At 33.6% G+C, this 20,961-nt stretch carries 22 protein-coding genes and 3 tRNA genes; 4 read left to right on the forward strand and 21 right to left on the reverse strand.

Annotated elements, in window-relative coordinates; all coding sequences use genetic code 11:
• Positions 1-77 precede the first annotated feature (77 nt).
• Positions 78-926, forward strand: coding sequence for a pantoate--beta-alanine ligase (panC, locus tag BM238_RS05965; protein ID WP_090079298.1), 849 nt, complete (start codon positions 78-80; stop codon positions 924-926).
• A 95-nt stretch (positions 927-1,021) separates the two neighbouring features.
• Here the strand turns inward: panC and BM238_RS05970 are convergent.
• The 3 genes from BM238_RS05970 to BM238_RS05980 form a co-directional block, all read right to left on the reverse strand.
• A tRNA-Lys gene (locus BM238_RS05970) sits at positions 1,022-1,094 on the reverse strand.
• A gap of 78 nt (positions 1,095-1,172) precedes the next feature.
• Positions 1,173-1,256, reverse strand: a tRNA-Leu gene (locus tag BM238_RS05975).
• 39 nt (positions 1,257-1,295) lie between these two features.
• Positions 1,296-1,368 (reverse strand) — tRNA-Lys (locus tag BM238_RS05980).
• Positions 1,369-1,467: 99 nt separating this feature from the next.
• Between BM238_RS05980 and BM238_RS05985 the strand changes: the two genes are divergently transcribed.
• Positions 1,468-1,983, forward strand: coding sequence for a shikimate kinase (locus BM238_RS05985; RefSeq protein ID WP_090079299.1), 516 nt, complete (start codon positions 1,468-1,470; stop codon positions 1,981-1,983).
• Here BM238_RS05985 and BM238_RS05990 read toward each other — a convergent pair.
• Positions 1,969-2,394: an RNA-binding S4 domain-containing protein gene (locus BM238_RS05990; protein WP_090079300.1), complete on the reverse strand. Its 426-nt coding sequence runs from the start codon at positions 2,392-2,394 to the stop codon at positions 1,969-1,971. The genes BM238_RS05985 and BM238_RS05990 overlap by 15 nt on opposite strands.
• A gap of 57 nt (positions 2,395-2,451) precedes the next feature.
• On the opposite strand from BM238_RS05990, the gene BM238_RS05995 reads away from it, so the two are divergent.
• On the forward strand, positions 2,452-3,186 hold the full coding sequence (locus BM238_RS05995; protein ID WP_090079301.1) for a hypothetical protein: 735 nt from the start codon (positions 2,452-2,454) through the stop codon (positions 3,184-3,186).
• 3 nt (positions 3,187-3,189) lie between these two features.
• Here BM238_RS05995 and recO read toward each other — a convergent pair whose 3' ends face one another.
• From recO to BM238_RS06015, 4 genes are read right to left on the reverse strand one after another with little or no spacing between them, the layout of a single operon-like run.
• A complete protein-coding gene (gene recO, locus BM238_RS06000) occupies positions 3,190-3,879 on the reverse strand; it encodes a DNA repair protein RecO (RefSeq protein WP_090079302.1) in 690 nt (229 codons plus the stop codon).
• Positions 3,880-3,887: 8 nt separating this feature from the next.
• Positions 3,888-6,110, reverse strand: coding sequence for a type IX secretion system anionic LPS delivery protein PorZ (gene porZ / locus BM238_RS06005; protein ID WP_090079303.1), 2,223 nt, complete (start codon positions 6,108-6,110; stop codon positions 3,888-3,890).
• A 5-nt stretch (positions 6,111-6,115) separates the two neighbouring features.
• Positions 6,116-7,066, reverse strand: a complete 951-nt coding sequence (locus BM238_RS06010; protein WP_090079304.1) for a bifunctional metallophosphatase/5'-nucleotidase — start codon at positions 7,064-7,066, stop codon at positions 6,116-6,118.
• On the reverse strand, positions 7,059-7,826 hold the full coding sequence (locus BM238_RS06015; RefSeq protein WP_090079305.1) for a 5'-nucleotidase C-terminal domain-containing protein: 768 nt from the start codon (positions 7,824-7,826) through the stop codon (positions 7,059-7,061). Before BM238_RS06015 ends, BM238_RS06010 begins: the two co-directional genes overlap by 8 nt.
• A gap of 155 nt (positions 7,827-7,981) precedes the next feature.
• Here BM238_RS06015 and dapA point away from each other — a divergent pair, with 155 nt between their 5' ends.
• Positions 7,982-8,857: a 4-hydroxy-tetrahydrodipicolinate synthase gene (gene dapA, locus BM238_RS06020; protein ID WP_090079306.1), complete on the forward strand. Its 876-nt coding sequence runs from the start codon at positions 7,982-7,984 to the stop codon at positions 8,855-8,857.
• Positions 8,858-8,929: 72 nt separating this feature from the next.
• On the opposite strand, the gene BM238_RS06025 is transcribed toward dapA, so the two are convergent.
• From BM238_RS06025 to BM238_RS06085, 13 genes are all read right to left on the reverse strand, one after another.
• Positions 8,930-10,138: a cation:proton antiporter gene (locus tag BM238_RS06025; RefSeq protein WP_090079307.1), complete on the reverse strand. Its 1,209-nt coding sequence runs from the start codon at positions 10,136-10,138 to the stop codon at positions 8,930-8,932.
• A gap of 45 nt (positions 10,139-10,183) precedes the next feature.
• Positions 10,184-10,729, reverse strand: a complete 546-nt coding sequence (gene rfbC, locus BM238_RS06030) for a dTDP-4-dehydrorhamnose 3,5-epimerase (RefSeq protein ID WP_090079308.1) — start codon at positions 10,727-10,729, stop codon at positions 10,184-10,186.
• On the reverse strand, positions 10,719-11,753 hold the full coding sequence (locus BM238_RS06035; protein ID WP_090079309.1) for a Gfo/Idh/MocA family protein: 1,035 nt from the start codon (positions 11,751-11,753) through the stop codon (positions 10,719-10,721). Before BM238_RS06035 ends, rfbC begins: the two co-directional genes overlap by 11 nt.
• Before the next feature lie 77 nt (positions 11,754-11,830).
• Positions 11,831-12,982, reverse strand: a complete 1,152-nt coding sequence (locus BM238_RS06040; RefSeq protein ID WP_143093359.1) for an aminotransferase class V-fold PLP-dependent enzyme — start codon at positions 12,980-12,982, stop codon at positions 11,831-11,833.
• 174 nt (positions 12,983-13,156) lie between these two features.
• The gene (locus BM238_RS06045; RefSeq protein ID WP_090079310.1) at positions 13,157-13,705 is read right to left on the reverse strand and encodes a sugar transferase; all 549 of its coding nucleotides are present in this window, start codon (positions 13,703-13,705) and stop codon (positions 13,157-13,159) included.
• The gene (locus tag BM238_RS06050) at positions 13,695-14,294 is read right to left on the reverse strand and encodes an acetyltransferase (RefSeq protein ID WP_090079311.1); all 600 of its coding nucleotides are present in this window, start codon (positions 14,292-14,294) and stop codon (positions 13,695-13,697) included. The genes BM238_RS06045 and BM238_RS06050 overlap by 11 nt, the downstream gene beginning before the upstream one ends.
• Entirely contained in the window at positions 14,291-14,899 is a 609-nt protein-coding gene (locus tag BM238_RS06055) for a sugar transferase (RefSeq protein ID WP_090079312.1), read from the reverse strand. Before BM238_RS06055 ends, BM238_RS06050 begins: the two co-directional genes overlap by 4 nt.
• Before the next feature lie 21 nt (positions 14,900-14,920).
• On the reverse strand, positions 14,921-15,916 hold the full coding sequence (locus BM238_RS06060) for an MraY family glycosyltransferase (RefSeq protein ID WP_233741928.1): 996 nt from the start codon (positions 15,914-15,916) through the stop codon (positions 14,921-14,923).
• Between the two features lie 87 nt (positions 15,917-16,003).
• Entirely contained in the window at positions 16,004-17,203 is a 1,200-nt protein-coding gene (locus BM238_RS06065) for a glycosyltransferase family 4 protein (protein ID WP_090079313.1), read from the reverse strand.
• Positions 17,204-18,049: a dTDP-4-dehydrorhamnose reductase family protein gene (locus BM238_RS06070; RefSeq protein WP_090079314.1), complete on the reverse strand. Its 846-nt coding sequence runs from the start codon at positions 18,047-18,049 to the stop codon at positions 17,204-17,206.
• Positions 18,049-19,167 (reverse strand): non-hydrolyzing UDP-N-acetylglucosamine 2-epimerase, encoded by a 1,119-nt coding sequence (wecB, locus tag BM238_RS06075; protein WP_090079315.1) that lies wholly within the window; start codon positions 19,165-19,167, stop codon positions 18,049-18,051. Before wecB ends, BM238_RS06070 begins: the two co-directional genes overlap by 1 nt.
• A gap of 18 nt (positions 19,168-19,185) precedes the next feature.
• The gene (locus BM238_RS06080) at positions 19,186-20,184 is read right to left on the reverse strand and encodes a polysaccharide biosynthesis protein (RefSeq protein WP_090079316.1); all 999 of its coding nucleotides are present in this window, start codon (positions 20,182-20,184) and stop codon (positions 19,186-19,188) included.
• 4 nt (positions 20,185-20,188) lie between these two features.
• The gene (locus BM238_RS06085; RefSeq protein ID WP_090079317.1) at positions 20,189-20,950 is read right to left on the reverse strand and encodes an AglZ/HisF2 family acetamidino modification protein; all 762 of its coding nucleotides are present in this window, start codon (positions 20,948-20,950) and stop codon (positions 20,189-20,191) included.
• Positions 20,951-20,961 lie beyond the last annotated feature (11 nt).

A 20,961-nucleotide genomic window follows, 5' to 3' on the forward strand; every position in this document is an offset into this window, starting at 1 on the left:
CATCTAAATTAATTTCAAATTAAAGACCCTAATTTTATTTATATTTTTTTTTTAATTTTACAACAAACAATAAAGCCATGGAGATTTTAAAAAATAAGACCACGCTGCTGAATTACATAGAGCGACAAAAAGAAATGGGGAAAAAAATCGGTTTTGCGCCCACGATGGGAGCACTTCATGAAGGTCATTTATCTCTTTACAAAGCAGCAAAAGACGAAAATGATCTCGTGATCTCATCGATATTTGTTAATCCCACGCAGTTTGACAATTCAAATGATCTGGAAAAATATCCCCGAACTTTAGAATTTGATTTAAAAAAGCTTGAAGATTCTAAAGATGTTGATGCTGTTTATATTCCTCAGCTTAAAGATATGTACCCAAACGGCGCAGAAAGTAAGCATTACGATTTTGATGGATTAGAAAACGAAATGGAAGGCAAATACCGAAAAGGACATTTTGATGGTGTGGGAACGATAGTGGAAGAACTTTTTCGTCAGGTACGTCCGGATCAGGCTTATTTTGGGGAAAAAGATTTTCAGCAGCTTGCTATTATAAAAAAACTGGTGCAAAAATTAAAGTTACCTATAAAAGTTCATGGCGTTCCTATTTTTAGAAATGAAAACGGCCTCGCACTAAGCTCAAGAAATGAAAGACTAACCTCTCATCAAAAAAAGGAGGCAGAATTATTAAATAAAACTTTAATCCAGGTTAATGATTGGTTCAGGGTTATTACTGTGCAGGAAATTAATGAAAGAGTAAAAGAAATTTTTATGAAAGCCAATGGAATGGAACTGGAATATTTTATTATTGCTGATGAGAAAACTTTAAAGGAAACAGACTTTTTTTATAAAGATAAAAATTACCGTGCTTTTTTAGTAGTGAATTTGGGCGATGTAAGATTGATTGATAACAAACATCTCGATTGATCAGAATGTAAGAAACTCAAAAGCTTTCCTTTTAGGAGAAAGCTTTTAATAACCAAATCACTAAATATTATGAAATTTACTGTGAAGTAAATTTGTGACCCGACTGGGATTCGAACCCAGGACCCATACATTAAAAGTGTATTGCTCTACCAGCTGAGCTATCGAGTCGGTCTTTATAAATGAGTAATAATTAATCTCAAATTAGTAATTACCCATTAATTATTACTAATTGCTTATGCGATTCTGTGCCTGCGACTGGACTCGAACCAGCACATCCTTTAGGAAACCACCCCCTCAAGATGGCGTGTCTACCAATTTCACCACACAGGCAAAAAAAATCCGTATTGTCTACGGAACTTTTCTGTTTTGTGACCCGACTGGGATTCGAACCCAGGACCCATACATTAAAAGTGTATTGCTCTACCAGCTGAGCTATCGAGTCTTTATCTTCTAGCATTTGATGCTGTTAATAAAGTGGTGCAAAGATAAGAGTTTTTTTAAAATCTCAAAATTTTTTAAGTAATTTGTGCAAAATAAAAACATGATTATTTCCCTACTCGGCTACATGGGTTCTGGTAAGACACACATTTCCAAAAATTTAAGCAAAAAATTGAATTATAAATTAATTGATTTAGATGCCGAAATAATGCAAAAAAATCAAAAAAGTATCCCGGAAATCTTCGCTGATCAGGGTGAAATCTTCTTTCGAAAGCAGGAAAAAGAAATTTTAGAAGAAATTTTGGAGCAAAAAGAGGCTATTATCCTCAGTCTTGGTGGCGGAACGCCCGCCTATTATAACAATATTGATCTGATAAATCAAAAATCGATAAGTGTATTTTTACGAACCAATATTTCAACTTTGGTAGAAAGATTGATCAGCGAAAAATCTACACGGCCAATAATTGCAAATATTCCGGAAGATGAACTTCCGGAATATATCGCAAAACATTTGTTTGAAAGAAATTTTTATTACAACCAATCAAAATTTACTGTTTCAACAGATGGTAGATTTGCAGAAGAAATCACAGAAGAAATTAAAAATTTAATCTTCGTCTGATTTTGGAACTTTAAAAAAGTTGTCCCAGTCATCTACTTCATCGTCGTCTGTTTCAAGATAGCCGTCCATTTCACGGCGGTCTTTTTTGGTAGGTCTTCCTTCGCCTTTATTCCGGTAATAATTCTGGCTATCCTGTCTTGCAGCTAAAAGATCGAGTTGCTCTTTCGAAGTGATATCTCTGATGTGTAATGGAACTAATTTCGCACCCATCCGACTTTTTGGGATCTCCAAAACTTTAATTTTATAATCAATCTGGTTTTTTCTGATCGTGATCTCGTCACCGATTTTTACTTCTTTAGAAGTTTTTACTTTGTTGTCGCCTATGGAAACCCGATTTTTCTTAATTTCATCCGACGCCAATGTCCGGGTTTTGTAAAATCTGATGCTCCATAAAAACTTATCTATTCTCATATCTTTTTTTTACTTTTGCTGAATTAAATATTTAAGCAATTTAATCATTAAATTAAAATGAAAAAAATAATATTCAGTTTTGCAATTATTAGTCTTGCACTTTCTTCCTGCAAAAATGATTCTACAGAAACACCAGTTACTGCAACGGTCTATGATGCTGCAACACAAAATAAATATGATGATCAGGCCGCTGTAAAATTTCTCAATGATTATTTTTTAGATGCCCGCGGTAATATTAAGCCTTTCACAACAACAGATGTACCGAGCGCTACCAACGTAAAACTTGCAGATTTAAATCCTGTGACTTTACCCTCTGGCGTAATTTATATAATGAGAGCTGGCGCACAACCAGCTACAGGCAAAGTAATAGGAAATACTGATGTTATCCGTTTGCTTTCAAACACGCTGACCTATCAGGCAACGAATATAAATGATGTCGTAACCTTTAACTTTCCTCAAACCTTCCGTAATGGAGTTTCCGGGACTGGTGTACCAGAAGTTGATCCAACGTATTTTTATGTTAAAAATTCTGTTTTGGCAGCTGCTACAACTGATGCTTCAAAACAAAGAAGTTATTATCAAATAGAAGGATTTTCAGAAGCTTTACAAAAATTTAAGGCTTATGATATTCCGGATTCTGATAATTACACACTTCAAGGCGTTATAATTGTACCATCTAGAGCAGCTTTCGGCAAAGATTCACATTTTAATTATACTGGATTTAGCTTAAACGACAGAAGTTTTGTTTTTGATTTTCAGGTATATAAAACTGATACGAGACCAAATCCTTAATTCTTAATTAAAAATTTCTTTTACTATTTCAAGTGAAACCGGTATTCTGAAATTTTCAAGATGAAACTGATAATAAATAAGCAGAGAATTTAAAAGTTCTCTGCTTTTATTTTGCGGTATTTTAAAATTATAAATATCCTCGTTTTCCAGAATATTTTTCCAGATTGAAGATATTTCTTCGTCAAAGACTTGATGAGATAGATTTTCAGTAAAAACACCAGTTTCGATATCCAGATATTTGCCGTCGTTGATCAATGGCGCGAAACCTAAAAACTGAATAATTTTAAATAAAAAAAGAAGATGGATCTGCTTTTTATCCTGTTTTAAATGGAAAATAAAAAGTTCAATTTCATTATAAATCTTACTTTGACTATTTTCACTTTTTAAAACCTGATTTAAAAGATCTGAAATAAAAAAAAGTACAGAACTTTTCTTTATATCAAATTCAAAATAATCAGTATCTACGCTTTCAATCTGATTGAGAAGTGGTAAAGCTGTTGATTTTCTTTTTAAATTAACATCTAAGAAAATTTCTGATAAGGGCGTTAGTAAGAATTTTTTCTTGTTTTTTGAACTATAAATCCCACGGATATAAAAACTTTCAAACCCTTCATCTGCGGTAAAACAGTGGAGAATTGCGTCATTATCGCCATACTTTAAATAAGATAAAAGGAAACCTTTTTTTTTAGTCATCAATGTTTTTAGTTCACCACCGCGATTTTTGCTGTTGCTGTGTCTGTGCCATCTTCATTAGTCATTAAAACAAAATAAATACCTGATGCTACTCTTCTGCCCCGCTGATTATTGAGATCCCACTCATAAAAACCACCTCTCGAAACATTTTGATGAACCAGATTTCCTGCTGCATCCGTTATTCTGATATTGGTTTTTTGCGCTAAACCACGGATTTTAACGGTTCCTTTATAATTTGCATAAACCACAGGATTTGGATAGACTAAAACATCGCCAAAATTTGAAGTTACATTTACCACATCACCCTGATAAACGACAATGCCATCAAGCGTGACAAAATAAACCTTCCCGGTTTTTTCGTCCACTTTAATATCTGTAATATTATCTGTTGGGATTGGTGAGTTGGCTTTTGTGAAGTGCTGAATAGTTTGCTGTCCGTCCGAACTTAAATAATAAGCGCCACCGCCATCAACTGAAACCCATTTTTGATTACCTGAATCTACTGCGATCTGAAGGATGGCATTATCTCTAAAAAGCTCTTCAGGTAAACCATTTTGCAATATCACAACACTTTCTGCCTGCGGTGAATCCTGCGTAATTGCACCTGCCGGATTTTGCAATGTTCTTAGACCTGTAGCTGCACCGATCCAAAGAACATCCTGCTTATCTAAGGCAGCTGAGATAACGGATTGTGAAGGTAAATTGTTCGGCTCTCGTAACATTATTAAGCTGTCATCACCTAATGAAGTTGGTGTATTATTATAATTATAGATTAAAATTCCACCACCTGTGTAAGGAGACATTACGTAAAGAATTCCATTACTTGTAAAAGGTTTTTGGACCGATTTTCCATTAACGACAAGTACTCTGTTAAAAGTATCCGTAGCCTTATCAAAATTATAAAATCCTAATTTGCTAACGTCCGTAGAAGATGCAAAAAGCTGATTATTTTCGTCAAAAGACAAACCTGCAATTCTGTTAAAAAATGTTCCCGTACTTAAATATAGTTTTGAAAAAACATCATTTTCCATCTTGTAAATACCCATATTACCATCGGTAAAAGTATAATTCACAAAAAATATCTCACTTGGTTTTGCAGGATTAATTACAGCATCCATGGTATTTAACTGCCCTGTGAAATTCTTGAAATAATCAGGATACTTCCAATGCGTTCCATCAAAGTGGTAATAACCAAGATTTCTTGCCAAAGGGTTGTTATAAGCTTCTCTTCCTCCCGTGGAAACAACGATCTGCTTGCCAACAAGATCAATTTTATAAGAAATATTAGAATAGGGGCCGTCCGGTTTATACGGTTGTAAACTTTCATTAAAAATTCCCGAAAGAACCGTACCCGTATAAATTTGATTTTGAAACTGCAAACCTGTATTGACTTCTTCGTTTGCGCTGATAGTTCTCTGCAAAGCGCCATTTACGTCGTATCTTGAAACACTTTGTCCGTAAGCAGCCAAAACTGTTGAGCTATTTGTTATTAAATCTTTTATACCATTTAAACCACCTCCAAATGGACTGAAAGACGCTGCACTTCCCTTATAAATTTGATTAGGTGTTGAGGCAAATATAAATTCATTAACAGCGATTTGCGTAAAATTTCCGCTGACTGGTGTTGTCCAAGTACTGAAAATCGGAAATGAAACATTCATATCATGGGATTTTATACCATCAGAAGTCGCCGCATAAACGGTATTGTCTTTTATAACAGATTCATTTACAACAGTATAAATTCCATTATTATTAAAAAATGCCGTATCACCAAATTCTTTTTTATCAAGTTTAAAAATGGAAACCCCATATCCTACCGAAACCACAGCATTATTACCCGAAATTGAAATATGATTAATTTTTTTGCTGCCATTATAGCCAGTAGCAATAGGAATATCAACTACCAAAGTGATTCCGTCTGGTGTAATGACGTCCATCGAACCGGAAACATAGCCTACCAAACCAATTTTTGTAACTGGATTGTAGTCAAAAGCAGAAATTTTTACTTCATGTAGACCATTTGCTTTAGATAATTTGGTGATTTCTCCGGTGGAAGGCGTGTAATAAAAAATACCGTTTTCAGTGGCGGCGATTATTCTGTCTGTGTCTTCCCGCATCGCTAAAACATTGTTGTAGGAAAAAAGATCACTCCATTTTCCAGACCCAATATTTTGACTTTTAAATAAACTTAAACCTAAGAATAAGCAACAAATAAATATATTTTTTTTCATAAATTTTATACCAAGATCCGATCACCAATCACCTGATTATTCCAGGCAACATTTTGTACTTTTTTATTTTCATCAAAGAAAAAATCCAGTCTTCCGAGAAGTAAACCTGCCCAACCAACCTGATTTACTAACACATTTTTGTCACTTTTATTCTTAAAAACTTCCGGTTCTTTTAAAAATGTATGCGTATGACCGCCTAAAATTAAATCAATATTGTCAGTAAGCGCCGCTAGTTTTTTATCACAAATTTTATTTGGTTCGTTCTCATAATCATAACCAATGTGAGAAAGGCAAATTACAAGATCACATTTTTTTTCATTTTTTAAAAAATCTGCGTAATGATTTGCAATTTCTACAGGTTCAAGATATTTCGTTTCGCCGTAATTTTTTTTACCAACTAAACCTTCAAGTTCAATTCCCACTCCAAACAAGCCTACTTTTATTCCGTTTTTATCTAAAATTTTGTAGGGAACAGTTTGTCCGTCTAAAATGGTATTTTTAAAATCATAATTTGAGCAAATAAAAGGAAATTTTGCGTTTGGCTGCACTTTTAAGAATCCTTCCAAACCATTGTCAAAATCGTGATTTCCTAGTGTGGAAGCTTCGTAACCCATCATGCTCATAAGACGAAATTCCAGTTCACCTCCAAAAAAATTAAAATAAGGTGTTCCCTGAAAAGTATCACCGGAATCCAATAAAAGTACATTATTTTCCTCTTTTCTGATGCTTTGAATTAAACTAGCACGTCTCGCAAAACCACCCTGATTTGGATTTTTTGTATAAGACGAATCAAAAGGCTCAATTCTGCTGTGTTGATCGTTCGTATGAAGAACGGTCAATTTTCTTGAAGCTTTTTTGGAAATATTATTAAAATTTTCAGCAAAAAGCATGTTTGGTAAAAACGCCGCCGCTAAAGTTCCCCCAGAAAGTGTTTTTAGAAAAGTTTTTCTATTCATTTTCAGTTGCTTTTTTATTTTTAAATAAAATACGGACGTCGTTTGGCGCCGAAATTTCAGGATTTGCTTTAAATTTTTGTATAAACAAATCACGAAGTTTTATCCCTGTAGAAATCATTTCACCTTTTTTAAAAAAATTCATACTATCGCCGCCTAATGCTAAATAATCTGAGGTTGCAATGTAATACTCTTTTTCGGCTGTGATTTTTTCGTCGTTTATGGTTTCCGCCGTAATTTTTCCTGCATCGGTCTCAATGTATAAATGAGAAACCGGATTATTTTTCTGCGTCGTTGCGTAATAATCAAAAAGACCCTGAAGATCTGAACCTTTCAATTTTACGATCATCACTTCATTTTCAAAAGGCATTACTTCATAAACGTGTCTTAAAAGTACATCGCCTTTCCCAATTGTAGAACGAATTCCTCCGATATTTATTACAGCGGCGTCAACCGCAGGTTTATTATTTTTTTTTGCCCATTCAGAAGCACCTTCGAAAGTATAATCTGCTAACAAATTACCTAAATTACTATTATCACCACTTTTTGTGAGATCTGCATTGGTATGAGAAATCACGGAATTCATGGTTTGGGCTAATTTATCTTTGTAAGGAGCAATCACTTTATCAAAAGTTGGATCATCCTTTAAATCTGAAGAAATAACCTGATTTTTTTGAGCTTCAACATTTGCAATGTTAATCCTTGACGTGCAAGAAGTAATGATAAAAGCAGAAAAAACAAACAGAAAAATTTTGGACTTCATTCTTTAAAGTTAATTAAGGCAAATATAAAATAAGTTAGACAATTAATTGTAAAATGAATTTTTTGTTTACCATTTATTAATTTAAAATAATTAGCGATAAATAATTAGAAGAAAAAATTTAAAAAAACACTAATTTTGACAAAAAATTTAATTAAATGAATACTTTAAAAGGTGTAGGTGTAGCGCTAATAACGCCGTTCAATGAAGATCTATCCGTAGATTTTGATTCTTTGACAAAACTTGTTAACTATAATATTGACAATGGCACAAATTATCTTGTAGTTTTGGGTACGACAGCCGAAGCTGCAACTTTGAGTTCTGAGGAAAAAAAAGCGGTAATTAAACATATTGTTGAAATTAATAATAAACGCGTTCCATTGGTTTTGGGTATTGGCGGAAACAACACGATGGAAGTAAAAGAGCAGATTGAAAATGCTGATCTCTCAGCTTTTGAAGCCGTTCTTTCTGTGTCACCTTATTACAACAAACCCAATCAGGAAGGTCTTTACCAACATTATAAAATGATTGCGAGCACAGGAAAAAATATAATTATTTATAATGTTCCGGGTAGAACCGGACAAAATGTTGAAGCTTCAACGACGTTAAGATTGGCAAATGAATTTCCAAATCTGGTGATGATCAAAGAAGCAACGCCAAATATTTTGCAGTATTTTGATATTTTGAGACAAAAAAACAGCGCATTTAATTTAGTTTCTGGAGACGATGAATTTACGCTTCCTGTAACTTTAGCAGGAGGAAACGGTGTGATTTCTGTAATTGGACAAGCTTATCCGAAAGAATTCTCAACAATGGTGAAGCTGGCTTTTGACAGAAAAGTGGACGAAGCCTATAAAATTCATAATTCTTTGGTTGAGATCACGCGATTGATATTTGCAGAAGGAAATCCGTGCGGTGTAAAAACTATTTTAGCCGAAAAAGGAATTATTAAAAATTATTTGAGATTACCTCTTGTAGTTGCATCGGAAGGTTTGCAGAAGAAAATTAAATCAGAAATGGAAAAATTAAATTAAATTTTCCTTTTAATGAAAACCATAAAAAAAGCATCTAAAATAATTAGATGCTTTTTTATTTTTTAAAAATATTTAAACCGTTATTTCTTCAACAGATTCTACGGGTTTTATTTTTTCATCTTTTTTGTTGCTAAACATTAACCCGATCATCATAATAACTGTTGTCATCAAAATAACCTGAATGACTATCGACTGGTTAATAAATGGAATCTTATCTGTCGGAACAATCGCCAAAAATAAAAGAATTGTGATCAATCCCCTCGGCGCTATGAAAACCAGCGGTGTTATTTCCATTTTAGTGATTTTAAGTAAGATAAAACGCACTACAAATATTAATCCTACGATTGCGCCAGACCATTGAAGAGAGTTAACATTGATAATATCATCAGTTTCCAAAACGAAACCTAATACTAAAAAAAACAGTGAACGAACGACAAAAGTTGCTTCTATCACAACATCTTTAAATAAACTTACTTCCTTATTTAATTTTGTAAATCTTACATTTTTTAAAAATTTAACGCCACGCAACTCATCAATATTACCTAAAACCAAACCGAAAAATAGGATAAATATTAAGGCTGGAAGATGGTAAATTTTTGATATTTCGTAAATTAAAATTATTGAAATAATGATAGGACCGTATTTTATATGATGATCAATTTTTCCCAATAAAATTGCTAAAACCAAAGAAGCGACAATCGAAATTATGATCATTAAAGCAAACTGACCGAGGAAATGAAAACCTCCTGAAATCGTGATCGCGGTGCCAAAAGTGACAAAATTGAAAAAAATAACGCCGACAATATCAGAAATACTACTTTCGTAAATAATAAATTCACGCTTCGCACTTGTGAGATTGATAGCACTTGGTATAGCGATAGCGCTGCTGATGATACAGAAAGGTGTTACGTTGATCAAACCTTGCCTAAAACTAATGCCCCATTCGTAGTACAGCCAAGCTGCGGAAGCAAAAGTCATTATTAATACGGACGTAGTAGAAATAAGTAAAGTTCTGGTTACCAGACTTTTTTTAGATCTGTTCAGTTCTAGCTCGAGTGATCCGTCGAGAACAATTAAGATCAAACCAACGGTTCCTAGAATGGGTAAGATTACGTTCAGATCAGGAATGTTGATGCCTGACAAACCGATGATCTGATTGAGCAGCCAGCCAATCGCAAGCAGTAAAATTACCGACGGAATTTTAGTAAATTTTGCGGTAATATCAAAAAAATAAGATATTAATAAAAGAACGCAAATAGAAATAGTAACTGCTTCTGCCATGCCGCAAAGATAAACAAAAAGTGTTTGTTTTTTATTCTGCTGATTTTAAAAATTTCCTTCTGAAAATAACGCCTGTATTTTATCTTTTTCTGATAAAAGGACTTCATTTTCCGGTAATTTCCAGTCAATTTCTAAATCTTTATCGTTGTAAAGAACACCACCTTCAGATTCTTTAGAGTAAAAATTATCACATTTATAAGAGAAAACAGCAGTTTCGCTTAACACGGAAAATCCGTGGCCAAATCCTCTTGGAACATAAAACTGCAATTTATTTTCTGCCGAAAGTTCAATACCAAACCATTTACCGAAAGTTGGTGAAGTTTTTCGAAGATCAACTGCCACATCCCAAACCTTTCCTTCGAGACAAGAAACTAGTTTTGCCTGGGCATTGTGACCTTTTTGTAAGTGAAGACCGCGCAAAACGCCATAGGATGATTTTGAAATATTATCCTGCACAAAATGACCATTCATCCCTGTGCCGTCAGCGAATGTTTTTTCGTTAAATTTTTCGAAAAAATAACCGCGATCATCTTCGAAAATGGTTGGTTCTAAAATATAACAGTCCTTTAATGGTGTTTCTTTAATTTTCATGCTTAATATTATCAGAATTTTTTGAATATATATTTTCGATCATTTTTATGACCTGAATGCTTTCATAGGGCGTAATCTCGAGCTTTTCGTTAAAACGCATAACTTTCACAATGTTTTCGTAAAGGTATTGGTGATTTTGAGCCGAACCTTTAAAATTGCCATAATCATTAGGTTTATTAGTTTCTGCTAAATTTGGCATTTGGTAATCTTTAATGATGCATTTTTCAACATCATTCATATATTGTCCACCAATTTTCACAGAGCCATTTTCAGCGATAATTGTGAGCGAACTTTCTAAATTTTCATTCCAGACTGAGGTAGAAAAATTAAAACTTCCCATTCCACCATTTAGAAAATCAAATGTGATAATTCCACTATCTTCAAAATCGGTTAAATGCGTGTGATTATAATCCGCAAATTTAGATCTGATATTAGTTATGTCACCAAAAAGCCAATACAAAATATCCAGAAAGTGAGAAAATTGAGTGTACAACGTTCCGCCATCTAATGATTTTGTTCCCCGCCAACTGTCACTTGTGTAATATTTATCATTTCTATTCCAGTAACAGGAAATTTGAACCATAAAAATTTTACCTAAAACTTTGGTATCAATAAGACTTCTAAGCCAAACTGCCGGCGGTGAAAATCTGTTCTGCATTACCGGAAAAAGTTGCAGATTTTTCTTTTTCGCCAAAGCTTCCAGAATTTCTGCTTCCGCTGAATCTAATGCGATCGGTTTCTCAACGATCACATTTATTCCTGAATTAAGAATAGCTTCAGACTGTTTGAAGTGAAGTCCATTTGGCGTACAAACCACAATAATATCTACAGGAATTTCACTTTTTAAAAAACTTTCAAGAGAAGAGAATTTAGGAATTAAATCAGAAAATTTAGTTTCTTCTGTAGAAAATTTGGTATCAATAATGGCAACATTTTCACAATCAGGATTTTGACTGATCATTTCTGCATGTTTTGTACCGATATGTCCGTAACCGAGAACTGCAAATTTTAATTTATTTTCCATTAAAGAGTAATTAATCTGGAAAATAAGAAAGTATAAATAAAATCCATGATAAATTTTAGCGCGAAAGGTATTAAATTTTATTTAATTTTTTCCGTTACAAAACAACTTTCTAAAACTCCTTTAATCAGCGCACGGTCCTGGTCACTAAGATTTGAGCCGGATGGCAGGCAAAGACCATTTTTAAATAAATTTTCTGAAATATCTCCACCATAAAAATCTGCGTCCTGAAATACCGGCTGCATATGCATCGGTTTCCAAAGCGGTCTAGATTCAATGTTAGCTTCAGCAAATTTTTTACATAAATCATGACTGGAAAAACCTGTGATTTCTTTATCAATCGTAATTGTTGATAGCCAGTGATTCGATTTAAAATCTTCATTGGGTTCAGAATGCAGATTAATTCCGGGTTTATCTTTAAAAAATTCTGAATAAAAAAGATGATTTTCCTGACGCTGAAAAATACGGTCTTCCAAAACTTCCATCTGACCACAGCCGATTCCGGCGGTTATATTACTCATTCTATAATTATAACCAATTTCAGAATGCTCATAATGCGTTGTAAGTTCGCGCGCCTGAGTGGAGAGGAATAGTGCTTTATCTTTATGAGCTTTGGTTTTACAAACAATTGCACCGCCGCCAGAAGTTGTAATTATTTTATTGCCATTAAAGCTTAAAAGTGCCATCTCACCGAAAGTGCCGCACTTTTTATTTTTGTATGAACTTCCAAAAGACTCGGCAGAATCTTCCAAAACAGGTATATCATATTTTTTGGAGATTGCTAAAATTTCATCCATTTTTGCAGGCATTCCATAAAGATGAACAGCAATGATCGCTTTTGGCTTTTTACCTTTTAAAATTCGATCTTCTATAGCTTCCATTAAACGGTCCGGACAAATATTCCAGGTGTCTTCTTCACTGTCAACAAAAACAGGTTTTGCACCCAAATAAACTATGGGAAAAGCGGAGGCAGCAAATGTCATTGATTGGCAAATAACTTCATCACCGGCTTTTACACCAAGAATAATTAAAGCTAAATGTAATGCTGCAGTTCCTGAACTTAGAGCCGTGATCTGGCTGTTTTCTCCCAAAAAATCTTCAACAAGATCTTCAAATAAATTCACATTTGGACCCAACGGTGCTACCCAATTTTCCGCAAAGGCCTGATGAATATATTTCAATTCACTTCCGCCCATATGCGGTGGAGAAAGCCAGATTTTGTGGTTGTTCATTGTTAGTTTTAGCCTTTGATAGCAAGCAAATTTAATAAAATTTTAACGAATAAGACGTTTTCTCGTGTATTAATATTAAATATACGTTAAAATTTTAGTAAAAGTTTATACAAAATAACATATATTTAGTAAAAAAAAATAAGAATCATTAAAAATCAGTTATTTAAGTATAGATTATAGAAAAACTGTTTTCCATATTATTTTTAAATCTAATAAAAAAGTTCTGTTATAATAGTAATCCAGATTGATTTTCACCTTATCGGGGAACAAAATTTCATCATTATACTTCAAAGGATTGTCCATTTTGTTTAAAAGATCATCTTCATCTTTATATTTCATCGACGCTTCAGAAGTTAAACCGGGTTTTAGTTTTAAGATCAATCTTTCCTCACTTTTTAAAAGATCATAATAACCTGAAATATCCGGTCTTGGACCAACAAAACTCATATCTCCTATTAAAATATTGATCAGTTGTGGAAGTTCATCGAGTTTCGTTTTCCTTAAAAACAAACCATAAGGTGAAATAATACGCGTTTTCGGATGAACAGTTTTTATTTTAAAAATGGTGAATAATTCACCAAACTGTCCTACTCTCTTCTGCAAAAAAATGCCGAAAGAGTTGGTGTCAAAACTGGCAGTTAATATCAACAGCGAAATCAGCGGCCATAAAAAAAACAGCGCTAAAAGTGAAAATAGAATATCAAATATCCTTTTAATTATCATCGTTTATTTTAATAATTTTTGCAGGATTTCCTACCGCAACAGAATAATCAGGCAAATCATTTAAAACAACTGCGCCCGCGCCAATAACACACCATTTCCCGATATTAACTTGCTGGATAACATTTGCACCAATTCCCAGATGCGTACCTTCACCTACTTTTACCTGACCGGCCAAACATGCTTTTGGAGAAATATGCACAAAATCTGATATTATACAATCATGCTCTACCACAGCATTTGTATTAATAATACAATGTTTTCCGATGATTGCGCCTGCACCGATCGAACTGTTTGGCATGACCACTGTTCCTGAATCTATTTTGGCAAAATTTGAAATTGAAGCAGTCTGATGGTAGGCAGAAATATAATTTAAACCATATAATTCTGAAATCTTTTTTCTGCTTTTATTATCACCAATAGAGATAATCGTGTCTTCTAAAGGGATTTTTCTATCATTTTTAAAAACAGGAATATTATAGATTTCTGAAACCAAAGGATCATCGTCCAAAATTTTATCAATTTTTTGACCGTTTAATGTTAATAAATCGATGATTACTTTACAATGTCCGCCTGCGCCAAATAATATCATAAGCTGCTTCCTTTAAATACATCCACACTTTTGCCGGTTTCCTGATAAATTCCGTGAGAGATCAACACTTTTTTTATTGTAAAAATAATAATTTTCAGATCTGTAAAAAAGGATAAATTTTCGACATACCAAACATCAAGTTCAAACTTTTTTTCCCAGGAAATGGCATTCCGCCCGTTGATCTGTGCCCAGCCGGTAATTCCGGGTTTTACTAAATGTCTTTTTTTCTGCTCAGAATTATAAAGCGGTAAATATTCAGGTAAAAGTGGCCGCGGTCCGACAAAACTCATATCTCCTTTGATAACATTAAGAAGCTGTGGGATTTCATCTAAAGAAGTTTGCCGAATGATTTTCCCCAATTTTGTAGTGCGGTTTTCGTCTGGTAAAAGATGTCCGTATTTATCTTTTTGATTCGTCATTGTTTTAAATTTAACAATAAAAAACATTTCATCATTTTTACCTGGACGGCGCTGAAAGAAAAAAGGATTGCCTCGGTTGCAGATGATGAGAAAAATTGTAATTATCAGAAAAACCGGCAATAAAATGATAAATGCAACAACCGAAAAAATAAAATCTGCTAAAGGTTTAATGACGCTTTTATACATTTTAGATTTTAAAGATAAATTTTAAAGCTTTAGATTCTTTTTAATTGCTGTTTTCAAAAATAGGTAAAATATAAAAGCGATGATCATGAGGACGATAAATATCCAATAATTTGCTGAAGAAGTTTTAATTACGACAAAACAAATCAAAGTTTGAATCAATGCATAAATTACGCTGATCATTCGGTGATCGATCTTTTTTTCGTTCGCAAAAAGCTGGTACAAATGTCTTCTGTGTGGTTTAAAAATATTTTCCTTCATTTTTAAACGTTCCAAAATGGTAATAATTACGTCCAGACCATAAACTGCAAGGAAAAGAATGTATTTAAAATCGCCGGTTTTTATGATCAATAAACCCAAAAGTGCCACTATCCAAAACGCGATTCCCAAACTTCCAACATCGCCCATAAAGCATTTTGCCCCTTTTCTAAAATTAAAAAACAGAAAAACCGCGCTCGCTAAAATTGGAAAAATAATAAAATTATTATCCGTGAAATTTATTTGAAATTCATTTACGTAAAGCAAAGCGCCTAATACGACCAAACTGTAAAAGCCCGTGATACCATTAATACCGTCCATAAAATTAAAGGCATTTAAAATACCGATGATCAAAATGTAAAAAACAGGAATCAGCCAAAAAGGAGCGATTTGAAAAGCATTTATAAAATAAAGCAAAAGAGAAACGGAAACAAAATGGAAAATAAGTCTTATTTTACTGGAAAGATCCATCAGATCATCCACAAAACTTATCCCGCAGATCAAAAAAAGACCGGCTCCAAAAATTAAAAAATCATTTAAATAATAAATTTCTGATGAAGTCTCATCATTTTTTAAAAACAGTTTAGTCGCTAAGAAAAATAAAAACGCAAGCGGAAAAATAACACCGCCACCACGAAGTGTAATTTCAGTATGAGAACTTCTCTCATTAGGTTTATCGATGATATTAAACTTATTAGCCACTTTAAAATAAAGTAACATCGAGATAAAAAGTAAAACCGCAACAACTAAATATAAAATCATTTTTTAAAACTTATAAAGATTTTTTTCGAAGGATATGCTCAAATGTAAAAGCAATTAAACAGAATTCCTGATAAAATTTTTTCTACCTTATTTATCCATCAAATTTACCAGATCATTCAACAATTTATCCCGTCCAAAATTTTTATTAAAATAATCAGAAGCTCTTTTACCCATTTCGTCTCTCTCTGCTGTTGATAAATAATACAACTTTTCAATATTTTGCGCTAAAGTTTGAAAATCTTCCGCCGGTGATACAAAACCACATTCTCCCTTTTCCACAACTTTTGCACCTTCTCCGTTTAAAGAAGCAATTATTGGTTTCTCACAAGCCAAATAAGACTGAAGTTTGGACGGAATAGTCAATGCGAAAATTTCATCCTTTTTAAGTGAAAGTACCAGCGCGTCGGCCGATGCAAAATAATGCGGCATTTCTGTCGCGGGAAAAGATCCTAAAAGGAACACTTCATTTTTAAGATTTTTTTCCAAAATCAATTTCTCTATCTGAACACGGTTTCTGCCGTCTCCAAGGAAAATCCACTTGACAGGAATTGATCTATTCCTCAAAATTTCAGCTGCATTTATAAGCGTTTCAAGACTTTGCGCTTCACCAAGATTACCGGCAAACATGATACGAAAACCATCAGGCATTGTTTGCTCAATTCTTGCAGAAACTGATTCTTTTTTGTAAAAATTTTCGGTTGTATTTGGGTAAAAAACAATCTTTTCTGCGGGTACGTCCTGTTTTAAAATATATTCTTTAAAACCTTTTGACTGAACCAAAACTTTTTCCGCTTTTCTGTAAATTAATCTGGTTATTTTATCAAAAAATGAAATGATATATTTATTTTTAATACCACCGGCAGAATATAAACTTTGAGGCCAAAGATCCTGAACCCAAAAATAATAGGGTGCTTTAAATTTTTTTGATGCCTTTATTGCAGGAAGTCCCACCGTGACAGGCGAAAGACCATAAACCAATATTTGATCAAAATTTTCTGTAATTTGGGAGACTTTCATCCAGCCAAAAATAACGAAAGAAATGTAATTTATAAAAAGACTGATGCCATTTTGCTTTCTTGGAAGGAGTTTTGACCGATAAATTTTAATGCCATTCCATATTTCATCTTTACTGTTGAACGAATATCCTTCATAAAATTCGCCTTGTGGATAATTTGGAACACCAGTTAAAACACTCACCTCATGCCCTTTTTCTACAAGTCCTAGTGCAATATCATTTATTTTAAAGCTTTCAGGGAAAAAATACTGAGAAATAATTAAAATTTTCATTTAGTAAAAATAGAGGTGTTCAGATTCTATCCAGTTTTTCATTTCTGAAATCATCTTCTCATAAGACGGCACATCGTAAGTGATTTTTTCTGATTTTTGAAAAGATTTATCTACAATTTTACCATCGTAAGGATTGATCGTAATATTATCTTTTTTGAATGTTTCTTTAAATAAACTGGTTAGATCAAATTTATTTATAGGAATTCCGTTTGTCAAATGTACTAAACCTTGCGCAGGATTTTCAAGAAGAAAAGCAATTGCTTTAGCAAGTTCCAGGGTTGTTACACCGCTCCAGACAGCAGAAGAATAACCGTTAATTTCTCCATTTTGCGCCATGAACCAGTTGAAAAGTCCGATGCCATTTTTATTTAGATCAGGACCAATTATTGAAGTTCTGACTGTTAAATCTTTTGCATTTTCCAATTCTCCTAACGCTTTTGATTGCGCATAAAAACCTTCACCATCTTTTATGTCACTTTCAGAATAATTACCTTTTTTTCCATTAAAAACACAATCTGTACTGATGTGGATAATTTTTGTGGAAGTATTTTTTGTAATTTCTTCTAAAAAATGAGGAAAATAACTGTTGAACCAAATTGCTTTTGCAGGATGATCTTCTGCATCTTTATTTAAAATTCCTACACAATTGATGACGACATCAAATTTCTCTTTTTTTAAAAGACCTTTTAATTTTTGAGTATCAGAAACATCAATGTTGAAAACAGCAGCATTTTCATCTACATTTCGTGCTATACCAAAAACCTTTAAAGTTTCAATCTTATTTAAATATCTAAAAATAACATGCCCCGCCATTCCTTTGATGCCAATTACTAATACCTTTTTCATTATTTGTCCCAAATTACTTTATTGACGATCGACGTGTAACTCTGAATCACTTTTATAACGCGGTCAGAAGTATTTTTTACTTCATATTCAAAAGGTTGTTTAATATCAACATCAAATAAACCTTTCGCAATTTCTATGGAATTAAGCATTTGATCCTTCGAAATTCCACCAAGAACAATTGTTCCCGCGTCGATTGCTTCCGGTCTTTCGGTACTTGTACGAATACTTACGGCAGGAAAACCCATCATCGCAGATTCTTCGCTAATAGTCCCGCTGTCAGAAAGTACAATAAAAGACTGGCGCTGAAGTTCAACATAATCAAAAAATCCAAGCGGCGCAACGTTTTGTACTAAAGGATGAAACTTAATATTATTTTTTTCGATCCTGTTTTTTGTCCGGGGATGCGTAGAAAATATGACCGGCATATTGTATTTTTCCGCCACAGCATTTATAGATTCTGCTAAAACCTCAAAATTATTTCCAAGATCAATATTCTCTTCACGATGAGCGCTTACCACAATGTACTTTTCCTTCTGAAGATTAAGTCGGCTTACGACATCGCTGCTTTTTATTTTTGAATCGTATTTTTTTAACACTTCAAGCAGCGGTGAACCCGTTACAAAAACGTGGTCTTTGCGAAAACCTTCGCTCAAAAGGTATCTGCGGCTGTTTTCTGTGTAAGTTAAATTTATATCACTGATATGATCGGAAATTTTTCTGTTAATTTCTTCCGGAACATTCTGATCAAAACATCTGTTTCCTGCTTCCATGTGAAAAATAGGAATTTTTAATCTTTTTGCGGCGATCGTACTTAAAACGCTGTTTGTATCACCTAAAACCAATAATGCATCCGGTTTTTCTTTAGATAAAATATCGTAGGATTTTGAAATCACATTTCCGATAGTTTCGCCTAAATGTTCTCCTGCAACATTCAAAAAATAATTCGGTTTGCGAAGTTCAAGATCTTCGAAGAAAATTTCGTTCAATTCATAGTCGTAATTTTGACCTGTGTGAATTAAAACATGATCAAAATACTGATCACACTTTTTTATACATTCTGCCAATCTGATGATTTCCGGGCGCGTGCCCAAAATTGTGGCAACTTTTATCTTACTCATAGTATTTCGACTTAATTTTTAATCCTGAAAAAGATCCAGCTTTTTTAGTAGAATTTTCACGCCTTCGACATTTTCTCTTTGTGTATTGTGAGAATTGTAATCTTCAACTTCTGGTAAAACCTCACTTCCTTCAGAAAAATATTTGGCATAATTCAGATCTCTGTTATCGGCCGGAATTCTATAAAAATCACCCATATCTTCTGCTTTTATCATTTCTTCACGGGTGCAAAGCGTTTCATAAAGTTTTTCACCGTGACGCGTTCCTATTATTTTTACTGTATTTTTAGCATTTTTCAATTCTAATACAGCTTTTGCCAGATCACCAATTGTGGCAGCCGGCGCTTTATTAACAAAAAGATCGCCTGCATTTCCGTTTTCAAAAGCGAAAAGTACTAATTCTACGGCTTCATCCAGCGACATTAAAAATCTTGTCATGTTTGGATCAGTGATCGTTATATCCTGTCCAGTCTCGATCTGGTTTAAAAATAATGGAATTACTGAACCGCGAGATGCCATCACATTTCCATAACGGGTAAGGCAAACTGTGGTTTCTGTTAAATTTCTGGCTTCCGCAACAGCTACTTTTTCCATCATTGCTTTTGAGATTCCCATTGCATTAATCGGATAAGCGGCCTTATCTGTGGAAAGACAGATCACTTTCTGAACTTTATTTTGAGCTGCAGCGCGGATCACATTTTGTGTTCCAACAACATTTGTTTTCACAGCTTCCATGGGGAAAAATTCACAGGAAGGAACCTGTTTTAAGGCTGCGGCATGAAAAACGTAATCTACATCTCTTGCGGCATACTCAACACTATTGAAATCGCGCACATCGCCGATGTAATATTTAATTTTATCATTTTTATAAAAATTCCTCATGTCATCCTGCTTTTTTTCATCACGTGAAAAAATACGGATCTCTTTAAAATGATCAGTTTGCAGAAATCTGTTTAGTACAGCAGTTCCGAATGAACCTGTACCGCCAGTGATCAGGAGGGTTTTATCTTTAATTTTCATAATCTTATGTGAATAATATTTCTTTTTCTTCTTTATTTGGATAGTTGATGAGAACCGCTTTATATTTTCCTTTAAATAAAAATAAACTGCCCGCTGCAACGCCCACTATTTTTTGCTCTTTTATTACTATCGCTAGATCGTCCAAAGAACCTGCGCCACCCAAAAATGTCATGGGCAAGGTACTCATTTCCCGTGATTTTTTTAATAATACCAGATCAAAACCTGTCATTTCCCCATCTTTGTCAATCGAATTTATCACGATCTCGCCTGCACCTGATTTTTCAGCTTTCATTATAAAATCAAAAGGGTCAATTCCGGTCGATTTTTTCCCGTTATGCGTATAAACTTCATAACCGCCAAACAGTTTTTTCTTTATGTCTAAAACAATTACCACACTTTGAGATCCAACGCGTTCAGCGATTTCAGTGATCAATTTTGGGTTTTGCAAAACCGCGGACGATAATGCAACTTTTTCTATTCCTAAATTTAGAATTCGCTGCGCCTGTTCATAATTTTTTATACCGCCGCCATAACAAACAGGCATTCTTGACTGACTTGCTATCCGCTGAATTAAACTAAAATCTGGTTCAATATTTTTTACCGTAGCATCAAAATCAAAAATAACCAGTTCATCTGCCTCCTTTTCATTAAATATTTTTACTGCGTTTATAGGATCTCCAATGTATTTTGGATTCTTAAAATTTACAGTTTTAACCAAACCATTTTCATGCAGTAAAAGACTGGGAATAATCCGAGGTTTTAGCATAAAAGCGTTTT

The sequence above is a fragment of the Halpernia frigidisoli genome, from assembly GCF_900113805.1.
Lineage (GTDB): Bacteria > Bacteroidota > Bacteroidia > Flavobacteriales > Weeksellaceae > Halpernia > Halpernia frigidisoli.